Genomic DNA, 14,322 nt, shown 5'->3' on the forward strand with positions numbered 1-14,322 from the left:
GCGTAACCAAATTTAAAAAGCTTGGTCATTACTGACCAAGCTTTTTTTATGTCTATCATTTACGGCGCATTCCTTTGGGAAGGATCTTTGCGAAACGCTTTGGCTAACGTGGTAGGGTCGAGTTTATCTCGCTGCTGAGCAGCCCCTTCTGCCCACCACACCAACTGGTGCAGAGTTCGATTCATGTATTCATCCCATTGATCCTGCTCTGATACATCCGCCACACTTCCCTCTTCATTGAAGACTTGCTGCGCTCTAGGTAGATGAATCATCGCCGACACGGGTAAACATCCTAACTCTGATAAGAAGGTTCTCATCGATACCGCTGCGCGAGCGCCTCCCCACTGCCCCGCAGAATAGGTCACTATCGCACTCGGTTTATAAGAAAACAGCGAACTCCCAAAATGATTCAGAATGTTTGCTAGTGCTGGGCTCATCGAGTGATTGTATTCAGGAGTCACCATCACATAACCATCAGCTTGTTTTATCTTCTCCGCTAACTCGCTTAACGAAGCTGGCACCTGAGAGCGTCGGTAAGAAAACTCCGGCTTGAATATCGGCCCAAGCTCATAATCAAGAGGGTCGATGATCTCCACCGTGTGCTCAGGGTAAGTTTTATTCAGCAGCTTCAAACACGCCTGGCTGACTCGCTCCCCCACTCGTGCAGGTTTCGGTGGCGTGCTTTCTCTTACTGAGCCTAGAAACACCAAAAAGTGCATACCTTCTCCTCGTATCAATAGCCAATAAAAAAGGTGAATACCCATGGCACTCACCTTTTCGTTTAATCTAACAAAACCGTGATTGGTTTGTCATTGTCATACTCTTATCAGAATTGACGTATTCAGACCTATGGCTGAACTCGACGCAGTACTTCTTTAAGAGCATCAAAGTCGTTCGCAAGGTCTTCAGACAGCAGCTCCATCGCAGCGTGTTTCGCTAGCGGACCTGGCAGATCGATGTCTGAACCTAGAATGTCATCAACCACTTCTTTGAATTTAGCCGGGTGAGCCGTACATAAGAACAGGCCTGTTTCACCGTCTTGCAACTGCTCGTCTAGTAGACGATAAGCGATAGCACCGTGTGGTTCACATAGGTAGCCTTGTGCTTTTAGGTCACGTACTGATTCTGCGCTCTGCTCATCAGATACTTTACCTTTACCCAGTGTATCCAAGCCCCAACCTTTCAGTTGGCAAAGCTCTTCGATACGAGGCCAGTTGTTCGGTTGGCTCACATCCATTGCGTTTGATGTGGTTGCAACAGTCGGCTTTGGATCCCACTCGCCCGTTTCTAGGTAACGTGGCACTGTGTCATTTTCATTGGTCGCAGCGATGAAGCGCTTCACCGGTAGGCCTAACGCTTTCGCCAATAAGCCCGCAGTTAGGTTACCGAAGTTACCGCTCGGTACTGAAACCACTAGGTTTTCACGCTGCTCTTTAGTCAGTTGAGAAGCCGCTTCAAAGTAGTAACAGATCTGCGCCATTAGACGACTGATGTTGATAGAGTTCGCTGAGTTAAGACCGATCTCTTCACGCAGTGCTGCGTCATCAAATGCTTGCTTAACCAGTGCCTGACACGCATCGAAGTCACCGTCGATAGCAACAGTGTGGATGTTTTTACCTAGTGTACAGAACAGCTTCTCTTGCAGTGGGCTGATCTTGCCTTTCGGGTAAAGAATCACAACGTTGATGTCTTCCATACCGTAGAACGCGTGCGCAACGGCTGCGCCCGTATCACCTGATGTCGCCGTAAGGATGGTAATCTTGCCGCCGTCTGAAACAGCTGCCAAAGATTGCGCCATAAAACGGCCGCCAAAATCTTTAAATGCTAGCGTTGGGCCGTGGAACAGCTCAAGTGCGTAAACGCCATCTTTCACTTGGTTGATAGGTGCAGGGAATTGGAATGCTGCATCTACCATTTGATCGATCTGCTCTTTGGGTAGTTCATCACCAATCAGTGCCGATAGGATCTTTGCGCTACGAGGGACAAAGTCCTCTGCAAGTAGTGCATCGATATCATCAAACTTTGGTAGCTCTGATGGGAAAAATAGACCTTGGTTACGACCTAGACCTTGGCGAACGGCTTGGCCAAAAGAGACTTGTTCATCATTTTCTTTGATGTTGTACAGCTTCATAACTCACTTCCTGTAACGATCGAGCCTTGCTTATCTAGACGACAAACATGGACGAATCCTTCTTCATTTTGTACGTAATTTTGTTCTAACCAGCGTGCAACACGCTCAGCGACATCTTTTTCTTTGCAAATGCTAAATAAGGTCGGACCGCTGCCGGAGATTCCCGTAGCAAGCGCTCCCGCTGACAACGCGTATTTACGGGCGTCAGCAAAACCTGGTAGCAGTTTCTCACGATATGGTTCTGCGATCACGTCTTTGATCATTTTTGCAGCAAGCTCTGGCTGACCAGAGTGGCAAGCGTGAATAAAGCCCGCAAGGTGACGACCATGAGCAATGATATCTTGGCGACGGTATTGAGATGGTAGGATCTCTCGCGCTTCAGCCGTCGATACCTTAATCCCTGGATACGCCATTACCCAGTACCAGTCATCAAAGCAAGGGACTTCTTGGCTGATGATACCCAGCTCTTCCAACATCAATTGCACGCCACCAAGGTAACATGGAGCCACGTTATCGTAGTGAACGCCACCTGAAATCTTGCCTTCCATCTCACCCATTAGCGCAAGCAATTCAGTCTCGTCCAATGGCTGACCATGGAAACGGTTCAAGGCATCCAGTGCGGCAACAATTGAGCACGCACTTGACCCTAGACCAGAGCCAATCGGCATGTTCTTTTCAAGTGTCATCTCTAGTGGTTTAAGAGCAACACCCTTCTTATCGATTTCACGAGCAAACACTGTCCAACAGTCGTAAACAATGTTCTCTTTTGCTTCTGTTGGCAGCTTAGAAACAAAGCTGCCGGCTGTTTTTAGAGAGAATGGTTCATCACCTGCTTTAACCATCACTCGGTCACCAAGCAGTGTGCCATCGATAGGCGACACAGCTGCACCAAGGACATCAAAACCAACGCTGACGTTACCGATTGAAGCTGGAGCGTAAACTACAACATCCATATCACTTGAACTCATTCTTATACTCCTAATTTCCAGCCAAGGGTACGCATTACATCAGAGAATACACCTGCTGCTGTTACCTCAGTACCCGCACCGTAACCACGCAGTACTAATGGGATTGGTTGGTAGTAACGGCTGTAGAATGCTAGCGCGTTCTCACCATCTTTAATCTTGAACATTGGGTCATCGCCATCAACTGCAGCGATGCGAACCTTACATTTACCATCGGCAATTTCGCCCACATAACGCAGCACTTTGCCTTCTTCAGCCGCTTTTGCTGACTGCTCTTGGAAGTAAGCATCCGCTTCTGGTAGACGCGCCATGAACTCTTCTACGCTACCTGAATCATCAAAACCTGGTGGCAGTGCTTGGTCAACTTCTACGTCTTCAAGCTCTAATGCCATACCTGCTTCACGCGCCAAGATAAGGAGCTTACGCGCCACATCCATGCCCGAGAGATCGTCACGTGGGTCAGGTTCTGTAAAGCCGTTATCTTTCGCAATATTAGTTGCTTGGCTCAGAGTCATACCCTCATCAAGCTTACCGAAGATGTAAGATAGAGAGCCCGATAGGATGCCGTTAAATTTCTCAAGTTCGTCACCCGCAGAGATAAGGTTCTGCAAGTTCTCGATAACCGGAAGGCCAGCACCTACTGTTGTCTCGTACATCAGCTTACGACGTGAGTTTCGTGCCACTTCACGAAGCTGATGGTAGTACGCCATGCTTGCTGTGTTTGCTTTCTTATTCGGTGTAACAACGTGGAAACCCGCTGCTAGGAAATCAGCATACTGGTTTGCAATCGCTTCGCTTGACGTACAATCAACCAGTACTGGGTTGATGATGTGATTACGTTGCACCAAAGCAGCAAGACGCGGCAGGCTGAATTCTTCTGTTGCACTGTTCATGCGGTCACGCCAGTGCTCTAGAGGCAGACCTTCACTATCAAGCAGTAGGCCTTTACTGTTTGCTAAACCACATACGCGGATAACAATGCCTTTCTCTGCCAATTTACCTTGCTGACGCTTGATCTGATCCACCAGCTCGCCACCAACGCCGCCAACACCAACAACGAAGACATCAAGGAAGTGTTTAGAGTTAAATAGGTTTTCGTGACACGCTTTAATCGCTTCAGAGATTTTATCTTCAGGAATCACTGCAGAGATTGCTCGCTCAGAAGAGCCTTGTGCGATCGCGACGATGTTTACGTTCACTTCTGCCAGTGAAGAGAAGAATTGAGAAGCAACACCGCGTGAAGTACGCATGCCGTCACCAACCAGTGTAACGATAGCTACGTCGTCCATGAACTCTACTGGCTCAAGTAGGCCATCTTTCAGTTCAAGCTCAAACGCTTCAGACAATACTTGTTGTGCTTTCTGCTTATCTGCAGACTCGATACAGAAGCTGATGCTGTACTCAGATGAAGATTGAGTAATAAGAACAATTGAAACGCCAGCTGAAGACATTGCACCGAATACGCGGCTCGCCATGCCCACCATGCCCTTCATGCCTGGGCCTGAAACGTTAACCATTGTTAGGTCACTCAGGGTAGTGATGCCTTTGATCGCTAGATTGTCTTCGCCGGTATCTTGACCAATCAGTGTGCCCGCACCTTGAGGGTTAAAGCTGTTTTTGATCAAGCAAGGAATGTGGAACTGAGCAATCGGTGCGATGGTTTTCGGGTGAAGAACAGAAGCGCCAAAGTATGAAAGTTCCATCGCTTCTTGGTAGCTCAATGACTTAAGAAGACGAGCATCATCAACAAGGCGAGGGTCACAGTTATAAACGCCGTCTACATCCGTCCAGATTTCACAACAATCAGCACGCAGACACGCTGCCAATACCGCTGCTGAGTAGTCAGAACCATTTCGGCCTAGTGTAACTAGCTCACCTTTTTCATTACCGGCAGTAAAGCCAGGCATGATGTTAACGTGTCCTTGAGGAAGAGGATTTTGACGGAAGTTCTGCGTAGAGACATCAACATCAACCATCGCTTCTAGGTGATCACCTTTCGCGTATAGGTACTGAACCGGGTCGATAAGATTCGCTGGCTGACCTTTTGCTTCTAATACAGCCTTCATCAGCTGGATAGAGATACGCTCACCTTTACTGATGATGCGCGCATTAACATGGTTAGGACACATGCCTAATAGGTCAATACCGTTTACAAACTGACGTAGTTGAGTCAGTGATGTCTCAACTTGCTCTTGGAAAGCCGTGCCATCCACGCCCGGAACCAGTGCTTTAATGTCAGAAAATAGTGCTACAAAAGAGGACTCAATCTCTTTGATTTGAGATTCCGCTTCACCATGTTTAAGTGCCGACTCAATCACCGCAACCAACTTGTTCGTTGTTTTGCCTGGTGCTGATAGCACGACCGCTAGCTCTTCTTGCTGGGCATTATTAGCGATGATATCCGCCGCTCTCAAAAAACGATCGGCGTCCGCTAATGATGAACCTCCAAACTTTAAAACTCGCATCCCTTCCTCTCCATAAGTCGTAAAAATGGTATAAAAAAAGGCCTGTATCTTGTGGGATACAGGCCTTTATTTGTAAATCCGTTAGTTAGCAGCCTGCCCCAACAATTGTAATGTCGGTAATAATAATGGTTGTGGTCATTACTAGGTGGCTTGAGTGCTGCATATTCAATTCTCTGCGTTTGCTTATCTCTACGTGTATCAAGTTTTGCTACATCTCGTCAATGAAAAGTTACTTTTTTTTCGCATTCACGACATTTTTCATAGTAAGACGTTATTTAGAGCAGAAAGTAGCCATGAAATGCAAGGCATAAAAAATGAACAGAGTTTGCTCTAGATCGCAAAAGCAACCTGTTGCTTATTAATTCTGAGCAAAAAGGTATCTGGTTCGTACAGCTAACCACCAAGATCTGTGCTTTAATTAGACAACAAGCGTATATAACAAATAATAACGACATCAGGAGTGGGAAGTGAAAAGATTACTATTTCTTTTAGCCTTTGCTATGCCTGTTATTTGTAACGCGAATTCGTTGCCTCTCTTACCGAGCCAACTCGACACCTCTGCACACAAGTTTTTTATCTCTAGCCAAAGTTCAACCAATGAATCATTCGATGTTTGGAAAGTCGACAGTGGCTACTCATACTCGGTGTTTAAGAACGTCGATCTGTTCGTAGGTGCTCGTATCAATAGCGATGCTCTAAGGCATGAAAATGGATTCCTTAGTGGCGTAAGCTATCAACTGAGTGATCGCATCTCTTTCAACAGTACTCTGCATACCTACAGTAATGAAGAGGATGTTGAACAAGGAAAAGAAAAGTCGATTGCAGCCGAGGTGACCAGCCGAGTGCAGCTGACCGATAACCTAGACCTGCATGCCACCCTCGATTACGAAGAGTGGCAGCAAGGTGTGGAAGTTGGGATTGGTTTTCGTTTTTAAGCAGATTGCTGGTTCTAGGTCACTTCAACTTCCAAACCGTTTCCCGTTTCCACTTAAAAATCGCTAGCTACGGGTTGATCAGAAGCTCTGAAGAGAGGAGCACTCCGTTCCAATCAGCATAGATGTAGTCACCAGGCTGAATCAGTTGGTTATGAATCGTCAGCGTCACATTCACTTGGCCACTGCCACGTTTCTCAGTTTTGAACGGTGAAGATCCTAGAGCTTGAACACCAAGATCCATCTGCGACATCATACCGACATCACGGATAGCACCATTGACGATCACGCCTTCCCAGCCATTCTCAATCGCCAATATGGCAAGTTGATCACCGAGTAAGGCTTTTTGGCAAGAGCCGTTTCCATCGACCACCAGTACCTTACCTTTTCCGTCACCTTCTAACACATCACGAACCTTAGAATTATCGTGATAGCAACGCACTGTTACAATTTCGCCCCAGAACGCAGCACGTTGGCCGTAGTTCTGTAAAGGGAGATTGAGTAGCGTCACTTTGCTTTCGAACTCATCACATAAGTCCGGTGTTATATCGTGCATATATCCTCCATGAGCGAGACAGGCAGCCCATGCCGCGAGTCCCATGCTTAAAGTAAAAATAAATCCTTTGTTTTCAATACGTCTATAATTAAAAGACAGCTTATCGCTTCCTAGGTTCCACAGCCTACTCTTGATGTAGGTAAGTGTGACTACGAAAGCAAAATATACGAGCCAGTTCGAATAGCCATTCCATATTTATGGCTATTTAATCATTTATAGTGTTGATTAAGCAGTAGCTCATACTAATCAAGTTTGATACCAGACAGCAATTGATATAAATCAACAAAGTGAATGGAATTAACATTATCGCGTTGTTAGCATGCTGTTAACATTATAGAATTCTCAGCAATCACTAACAGAATGATTAAAAGGCGTACTGGATTTACGTTATTGGCAATACTTCAAGGAAGGCAGACAGCTGGAAGTAAGTGTATTTTTGAAAACTTTGAGTTATCATCAAAATTACATTACCTGTATGTTATGTTTTTGCCTAGAATTTATTCTATTAGCACAGTTTCGTCACAAATTTAGGTACCGCCAAAATGCAAACCCCGCAGATTCTTATCGTAGAAGATGAGCAAGTAACTCGTAACACTCTTAAGAGTATTTTTGAAGCAGAGGGATATGCTGTTTTTGAGGCTAGCGACGGTGAAGAGATGCACCAAGTGCTGTCTGACAACCAAGTGAACCTTGTTATCATGGACATCAACTTACCTGGTAAGAACGGCCTTCTACTTGCTCGTGAACTACGTGAGCAAGCAAATGTTGCGCTAATGTTCTTAACTGGTCGTGATAATGAAGTAGACAAAATCCTTGGTCTAGAAATTGGTGCAGATGATTACATCACTAAGCCTTTCAACCCTCGTGAACTGACTATCCGTGCACGCAACCTTCTGAACCGTTCAATGAGCACAAGCTCTGTTCAAGAAGAGAAGCGCAGCGTTGAGAAGTACGAATTCAACGGTTGGGTTTTGGATATCAACAGCCGCTCTCTAGTAAGCCCAGATGGCGAAGGCTACAAGCTGCCTCGCTCTGAGTTCCGTGCACTACTGCACTTCTGTGAGAACCCAGGCAAGATCCAAACACGTGCAGACCTTCTTAAGAAGATGACTGGCCGTGAGCTTAAGCCACATGACCGTACAGTAGACGTAACTATCCGTCGTATTCGTAAGCACTTTGAATCAGTATCTGGTACGCCAGAAATCATTGCTACGATTCACGGTGAAGGCTACCGCTTCTGTGGTGATCTAGAAGACTAATTCACACCATCACAGTGAATAGAAAAAGGGAGAATGCTCAGCATCCTCCCTTTTTTAATACCCGTTTCACGCGGCACGAATAGCATGCCGGAGCACGCTATTCTTGATTTACTGAAGCACTTATTTAGTAAACCGTATCCACTTTGACGTCTTTCTCAACTAGCCACTTCACCGCTTCACCATCTTTCAGCTCCACTGCAACATCAACAGGTTGTTCGCTGTCGATCTCTAGCTGCCACACAAACGCCACTTCCCATTGCGTTTCATTGTGCGTTCTTAGGTCTAGGTCATCGCCAGTAATAAGTAGCGTGTCCGCGCCCTGTTTAACAGTGACACTCTCAACAGCCAGTGTCGCTGGTAATTGAGAATCTGATTCAAGGTAAATGGCACCATGCAGTGTCTTATCTTGTGCTTCACCAATGGTTGGCATCTTATTTAGCCAAAGATTACTTTTCATTGTGATGGTCGTAGTAGAAACTTCGACTTGGTTGTCTTGTTGCCATTCTACTTGTGGTGCAGAACAACCCGCTAATGCCACAACACAGGCGGCGAATGCTATTTTTTTCATTATTCTTCTACCTTTGATTTAACCAACTCTTTAAGACTTCAATGTCGTTCTGATATTCGTTGTTAATTTCATCGACCCAATCTGAGATGTTCTCCCACCATGCTGGTAGATCCGGTGATTGCGCTTTTTGCGCCACTTGTTGAATTCGTTTCAAACCAATCGAGCCTGCAGCCCCCTTGATCTTATGTGCTTCTGAAACGATATTGGCTTGGTCTTTTGCCACCATGTTTGAGTTTAGGATATCCATGTAGTCAGGCATCATATCTTCAAACATCGCGATGCTATCAAGCACAGGCTTAGGGCCAACAATATCAACATAAGACTCTAGCATCTCAATATCAAGCAAGCTGGTGTCTATGGACGTAGTTTTCGGCTCCACCACTTGTGCCTCTTCAATCACTTGTGGTTTATCCGGTTGCTCGCTCTCTATCAGCTTAGCAATCACATCTTGAATCGCTTTCACAGATAGCGGCTTGCTGATGGCATCATCCATCCCTTTGTTGAGGTACTCTTTCTTGTTGTTAAGCACATTGGCCGTCAACGCCACCAGCGGTGGTAACTCTGAGTACTTCTCACGATAGTACTTAGCGATATCAAAACCGGTCATGTCTGGAAGTTGAATATCTAGCAAGACCAGATCAAACTCTTGCGGGTTGAACGCAATCTGCGCCTCTTTACCAGTCATGACCACCGTCACTTTGTGACCTAAACTCTCAAGCAGCGAACGGGCAACCGTAACATTGAGTTCAATGTCTTCCACCATAAAGATATTCAATTGCGACTGCTTTCTTGGCGTCTTCACTAGAGCTTGAGTATCGTGATTAACAGGTACACGAATCGAGACTGTGAAGGTACTGCCGAAGCCCTCTTCACTGCTTACGGTAATGTCGCCGTCCATCATGTTAATCAACTGCTTCGAGACGGCTAATCCAATTCCCGTCCCAACGGCATGTAAGTTATCAGAGCCGGATTTCACTTGGTAATACATCGCAAAGATCTTGTCGATTTCGCTCTCTGGAATACCAATACCGGTGTCTTCCACTTCCATCGTGATATGCGCGAAGTCATCTTCGATATCCGCGCTCACCGTCATTACCACGCCGCCGTCTTTGGTGAACTTCATCGCGTTACTAACGAGATTCCACAGCACTTGGCGCAAGCGAGTGCCATCAACTTCTACTGCTGTTGGCAGATCAGATAGTCTTTCGAGATCGAACCTCAATCCTTTCTGCTCCGCCATCAATGCAGAGATGCTCTCCATCTCAGAAACAAAGTCTTCAAAATTAATTGGCGTCGGGAAAAGCTCAAGCTTGCGTCGGTCGAACTTATCCATGTCGATAATATCGTTAAAGATATTCCCAAGCGTCACGGCGCTGACCTTAATAGTCTGCATATGTTTACGCTGCTCAGTCGTCAATTGACTATCGAGTAGCATACGACTCAAGCCGACAATACCGTTAAGCGGGGTGCGCAGCTCATGGCTGATGGTTGAAATGAACGTGGTCTTATCGCGACTGGCTTTCTCAAGCGACTCTTCGTGCTCTTTACGCTCAGTAATATCACGCCCAAAGCCCACCAAGCCAAGGTGACGACCATCTTTGCTGTAGAAAGGAACTTTGCGCAATTCGAAGTAGTTCTTACGCCCATCAGGGTACTCTAGCCACTGCTCATAAGTGACGGCTTGATTGTCAGCAAAGACCTTTTCATCGGTCTCAACCACTTGCTGAGCCACCTCTTTGCTGTAGACATCCCAAGGTGTTAAGCCAACTAGGTCTTTCTCTGTTTTACCAGTCAGTTCTTCAACGGCTCGGTTACATCCAGAGAATACGCCATCTTCATTGCGGTAATAGATAAGGTCAGGAGAGGCATCAATGAAAGAACGCAAAAGAGCGGTTCTCTCCGCCAATTCAAGCTGAGTGCGTTCGCGTTGAAAGACTTCGTTCTCTAGGTCATGCATTGCTTCAGCACGCGCCTCTTCAGCTTTTTCACGCTCTTCGATCTCTTGGTTAAGCTTCTCGATATTGAGCTGCAGTTTGTTGTTTAGCTCTTGGTCACGCTCGCGCATGTCCCCAAGTTTAGAGACCAATTTAGCCAGGCGCTGACGAGACTCTTCCAGCTGATCAACAACGACGGAGAGAAAATAGACGGCCCAAGGAGTGATAACCAAACCAAAGAAGACAGAGCGGACAATATCGATATCATCGACATTACCTTTGAGAGCCAGAGTGATACCAACTTGAACCACGACCGCGAGTGCGACCAGTGCTAATGCGAGGAGAATAGAGAATCGGACAATTCCCAGCTTTACGAGAAGATCAACGTAATACTGGGCGAGATTTTTCATGGGTTTCATTTAGCGCTCCATGCGATAAGACTAGCAATATTCTACCCTGTTTAGACAAGGGAGGTAAGCTAGCCACATCACATGCAACAGCCATGCGGGCATTTAATTACGCTTATCTTGGTGTCTGTTGATGGCTCATAAACCCAAGGTATGGAGACGCCCTGTTGAGCTGGGGTGAACACTAGTTTGATTACGTCCATCCGCTTTAGCTTGATAAAGGGCGCTGTCAGCCAAGGCAACCGCCGATTCCATCTCATCATCGAGCGTTGGAATGTAAGAAACCACCCCGATACTCACTGTCACCCACTCAGAAACCAGAGACTTTTCGTGAACAATGCCAAGGCTTTGAATCTCATCATGGATACGTTGCGCCACCAGCTGAGCACCTTCAGTTGCTGTGTTTGGCAATATGAAGGCAAACTCTTCACCACCGTAACGCGCAACACAGTCAGACGATCGGTTGAGCACGCGTTTAAAGGCTTTTGATACTTGAATCAAAGCGTCATCACCTTGTTGGTGACCATAGAAATCGTTATAGCCTTTAAAGTAGTCGATATCACATAGCATGATGGTGAGCGGCTGCCTTTCTCGTACATGGAAATGCCACAAGGTAGAAAGCTGCTCATCAAAACGGCGGCGGTTAGAAACTTGAGTCAGGCTATCTAAGAAGCTCAAGCGCTCTAGCTCTAAGTTCGCCTCTTCTAGTTTCTGCTCTGCTAAGTAACGCTCTGAAATATCACGCGCCATGATCAACACGCCGCTGGTGCTTGATGCAGGATCTTTAAATGGAGATTTCACCACATCGTACCAAGTCTGTTCACCATCACTTGAGACGACCTTATCGATGTAGCGCAGTGATTTTCCTTGATGAAGCACTTGATGATCAGAATCTGAAAGGCGTAAGTACATGCTATTTGGCACAACGTCTTGTAGGCGCTTGCCGACTAAGTCACTCACCTCAGAGATCCCCAATGCGGCAACAAACGGCTTATTACACGCCTGATAAACCATGTTCTCATTGAAGATACCGATCGAATCTGGGCTAGCCTCTAAGATGTTTTGAAGAATGGTGTCTCTCTGAGCCAACGCCACCTCAGTGTCTTTACGCTTTTCCATCTCATCGCGCAGTTGTTGCTGCATGTCATGCCAATCGGTCACATCATGGCTGATGGAGAGAGTACCAATCCTCTCCCCATTTCCATCAATCAACACACTTTGATAGGTCTCAAGCAGGCAGCTCTTTCCTTCTTGATCGGTCGTCCAGCTGCGTTGGCTGACTCGCCCTTTTAGCGCGCCACTCGACACACTCAGCGTGCCCTCTTCTAGACGACCATGCCAAAACTTCTTAAACGATCGGTTACTAGCCACGAGATCGCCCTTTTGATCTTTTACATAAATCAATTCAGACAGCGAATCCAAAGCGGTACGAGCAACATTAAGCTCTCGCAATTCTTGAGATTGCTCTTCACTAGAGTGTTTATGCGGCGTTGCGTAGAGCATCCATACACGTTTACCGCGGAAGATCATCTTGCGCCCTAGCATGTTGACCTTGCGAGATTCGAACTCAGATAACGCCCACATCAGGCATTGTTCAAAAGAGTGGCTACTTTGATGATTAGAAAGATTTTCAGAGAAAGCAGTTTGACAGTCATTGGTTGGGTAGCGGAAATGAGTCCCCATCTGACGGATACCCAATAATTGCATAGCCTGACGATTCGCATGCACGATTTCGCCACTCTTAACATCGACCATACACAAAGGTGCAGGCGTGGCGAGCAGCAGATGTTCGATATGCGCTTGATAACGGGAATAGAGATACCAGCCGAACAAGGTAAACAGCAGAAGGGTAACAATAAACGATCCATAGCAAATCGCATTGTCCCACAACCAAGTCATCAATGGTTCCATCTACCCTCTGTCTATATACATCTTTAATAAGGGCGGATCTTATCACTAATTGATCTTTTTATCTCTACAAGCCGCTGCAGGTTAATTCGGCGTCGGGTTGAGCTGTGGCAAGGTATAGACAAAAGCCTCGCCATTCTTGCAGCCTTGAGCGCCACTTTTATCTAGTGAACGACCAATCTCGGTCATGGCGAGCCAACGATTCTCACACCACAATGGCGACAACAAAGTTGGTCTACGCGCTGCAGAAGAGACTCGATGATAAATCACCTCAGCCGGAGTACGCTGAATCATATCCGTAGCAATATCGACATACTCTTCTAAAGATGGAGCCTCTAACTTGCCGGCTTTCCACGCCTTAGCCATAGTGCTGCCCTCAACAATATGTAAGCCGTGCAGTTTGATTCCATCTGTACCAACGTTTAAAACACGATCTAATGTTTCAAGGTTGTCAGCTTTAGTCTCTTTAGGTAAACCAACGATCAAATGGGTACACACCTTGATACCTAATGCCCTAGCACGCTTGGTGATACTCTCATAGATAGCGAAATCGTGACCACGGTTGATACGCTTTAACGTTTGATCATTTGCGGTCTGTAGTCCCAATTCTAACCAGATCTCGTAGCCTTGTTTTACATAACCAGCCAGCAGCTCTAATACGGAATCTGGGACACAATCAGGGCGCGTTCCAACACACAATCCAACGATATCAGCACCCGGTGCTTTAAGCGCCTCTTCATACATATTCTTCAACACCTGAACTTCTGCATAAGTACTGGTGTAAGCCTGAAAATAAGCGAGATACTTTTTAGCTCGTGCAATTTCACCCGCTCTATCGTTGAGCTGAGCTGCAATACTTTGGACTTGAGTCTCTTCGTCTGCAAACGACGCAACGTTACAAAAAGTACAGCCTCCTCGACCAATGGTTCCATCACGGTTAGGACAACTGAAACCACCATGTAAAGTCAGTTTATGGACCTTTTCGCCATAGCGACGCTGGAGATCTTGACCAATCGTATTGACCAGTTCGTGTAATTGCATGAGAGGTGCACCAAGCTAAATAGGAATGAATATCAATTTCATCTATGAAAGTTAATTACAGGATTTCATAAATTAAGCCGGGCAGCTTACTGAAAAGCGTTTGCGAGACACCTAACAAATATCAATAAAAATGCAAAAAAACGGCTCTATTTGCCT

11 protein-coding genes and 1 other annotated feature are annotated in these 14,322 nt (G+C 46.2%); of the genes, 2 read left to right on the forward strand and 9 right to left on the reverse strand.

The window, feature by feature from the left end:
* Nucleotides 1–59: 59 nt before the first annotated feature.
* The 4 genes from KI743_RS18870 to thrA all read right to left on the reverse strand — a co-directional run bounded on the left by KI743_RS18870 (nucleotide 60) and on the right by thrA (nucleotide 5,561).
* Nucleotides 60–719: an NADPH-dependent FMN reductase gene (locus tag KI743_RS18870; protein ID WP_285467804.1), complete on the reverse strand. Its 660-nt coding sequence runs from the start codon at nucleotides 717–719 to the stop codon at nucleotides 60–62.
* Nucleotides 720–847: 128 nt separating this feature from the next.
* The gene (thrC, locus tag KI743_RS18875) at nucleotides 848–2,131 is read right to left on the reverse strand and encodes a threonine synthase (RefSeq protein ID WP_032553148.1); all 1,284 of its coding nucleotides are present in this window, start codon (nucleotides 2,129–2,131) and stop codon (nucleotides 848–850) included.
* Nucleotides 2,128–3,084: a homoserine kinase gene (thrB, locus tag KI743_RS18880; RefSeq protein WP_032553216.1), complete on the reverse strand. Its 957-nt coding sequence runs from the start codon at nucleotides 3,082–3,084 to the stop codon at nucleotides 2,128–2,130. The genes thrC and thrB overlap by 4 nt, the downstream gene beginning before the upstream one ends.
* 17 nt (nucleotides 3,085–3,101) lie before the next feature.
* Nucleotides 3,102–5,561, reverse strand: a complete 2,460-nt coding sequence (gene thrA, locus KI743_RS18885) for a bifunctional aspartate kinase/homoserine dehydrogenase I (protein ID WP_150870947.1) — start codon at nucleotides 5,559–5,561, stop codon at nucleotides 3,102–3,104.
* 31 nt (nucleotides 5,562–5,592) lie between these two features.
* Nucleotides 5,593–5,708 (reverse strand) — a sequence feature (Thr leader region).
* Between the two features lie 320 nt (nucleotides 5,709–6,028).
* Here thrA and KI743_RS18890 point away from each other — a divergent pair.
* The gene (locus tag KI743_RS18890; protein WP_152468163.1) at nucleotides 6,029–6,496 is read left to right on the forward strand and encodes a ribonuclease regulator; all 468 of its coding nucleotides are present in this window, start codon (nucleotides 6,029–6,031) and stop codon (nucleotides 6,494–6,496) included.
* Nucleotides 6,497–6,563: 67 nt separating this feature from the next.
* Here KI743_RS18890 and KI743_RS18895 read toward each other — a convergent pair whose 3' ends face one another.
* Complete coding sequence (locus tag KI743_RS18895) at nucleotides 6,564–7,049, reverse strand: putative 4-hydroxy-4-methyl-2-oxoglutarate aldolase (protein ID WP_032553144.1); 486 nt, start codon at nucleotides 7,047–7,049, stop codon at nucleotides 6,564–6,566.
* A gap of 542 nt (nucleotides 7,050–7,591) precedes the next feature.
* Between KI743_RS18895 and arcA the strand changes: the two genes are divergently transcribed.
* Nucleotides 7,592–8,308: a two-component system response regulator ArcA gene (arcA, locus tag KI743_RS18900; RefSeq protein ID WP_004741534.1), complete on the forward strand. Its 717-nt coding sequence runs from the start codon at nucleotides 7,592–7,594 to the stop codon at nucleotides 8,306–8,308.
* A gap of 124 nt (nucleotides 8,309–8,432) precedes the next feature.
* On the opposite strand, the gene KI743_RS18905 is transcribed toward arcA, so the two are convergent.
* The 4 genes from KI743_RS18905 to KI743_RS18920 form a co-directional block, all read right to left on the reverse strand.
* The gene (locus KI743_RS18905) at nucleotides 8,433–8,876 is read right to left on the reverse strand and encodes a hypothetical protein (RefSeq protein ID WP_285467743.1); all 444 of its coding nucleotides are present in this window, start codon (nucleotides 8,874–8,876) and stop codon (nucleotides 8,433–8,435) included.
* A gap of 7 nt (nucleotides 8,877–8,883) precedes the next feature.
* A complete protein-coding gene (gene arcB, locus KI743_RS18910) occupies nucleotides 8,884–11,229 on the reverse strand; it encodes an aerobic respiration two-component sensor histidine kinase ArcB (RefSeq protein ID WP_032553142.1) in 2,346 nt (781 codons plus the stop codon).
* Nucleotides 11,230–11,355: 126 nt separating this feature from the next.
* Complete coding sequence (locus tag KI743_RS18915) at nucleotides 11,356–13,128, reverse strand: diguanylate cyclase (protein WP_032553141.1); 1,773 nt, start codon at nucleotides 13,126–13,128, stop codon at nucleotides 11,356–11,358.
* Nucleotides 13,129–13,209: 81 nt separating this feature from the next.
* Nucleotides 13,210–14,166, reverse strand: a complete 957-nt coding sequence (locus KI743_RS18920) for a TIGR01212 family radical SAM protein (RefSeq protein WP_150870935.1) — start codon at nucleotides 14,164–14,166, stop codon at nucleotides 13,210–13,212.
* Between the last annotated feature and the right edge of the window lie 156 nt (nucleotides 14,167–14,322).

The sequence above is a fragment of the Vibrio sp. D420a genome, from assembly GCF_030248625.1.
Taxonomy (GTDB): domain Bacteria; phylum Pseudomonadota; class Gammaproteobacteria; order Enterobacterales; family Vibrionaceae; genus Vibrio; species Vibrio fortis_A.